This window comes from Photorhabdus sp. RM71S (assembly GCF_042879355.1).
Classification (GTDB): domain Bacteria; phylum Pseudomonadota; class Gammaproteobacteria; order Enterobacterales; family Enterobacteriaceae; genus Photorhabdus; species Photorhabdus kayaii.
The window spans coordinates 1-223 of the sequence record NZ_JBHFKV010000332.1; the positions used below are offsets into that span (position 1 = coordinate 1).

At 55.6% G+C, this 223-nt stretch carries 1 protein-coding gene; it reads right to left on the bottom strand.

Annotated features, from left to right (window positions below; all coding sequences use genetic code 11):
* The coding region (locus ACGF5R_RS25105) for a tyrosine-type recombinase/integrase (RefSeq protein WP_387693381.1) at positions 1 to 223 on the bottom strand (223 nt) is incomplete at both ends.

Below are 223 nucleotides of genomic sequence, written 5' to 3' on the forward strand. Positions count from 1 at the left end.
TTTACTGTCCGGCTTGTCGCTATTCACAGACCCGTCATCGGGCGGCGTGTTCGGTTTGGATTTCCGTTCTGCCGGATGCGTCTGTTCGTGTACTTCCTTTAAGTGACCGATAGCCACCCGCGTATAGATTTGGGTGGTTTCCAGCTTCTCATGCCCCAGTATCGCCTGGATGTGTCGGGTGTCTGCGCCGTTCTCTAACATCTGCGTCGCCATTGAGTGCCGG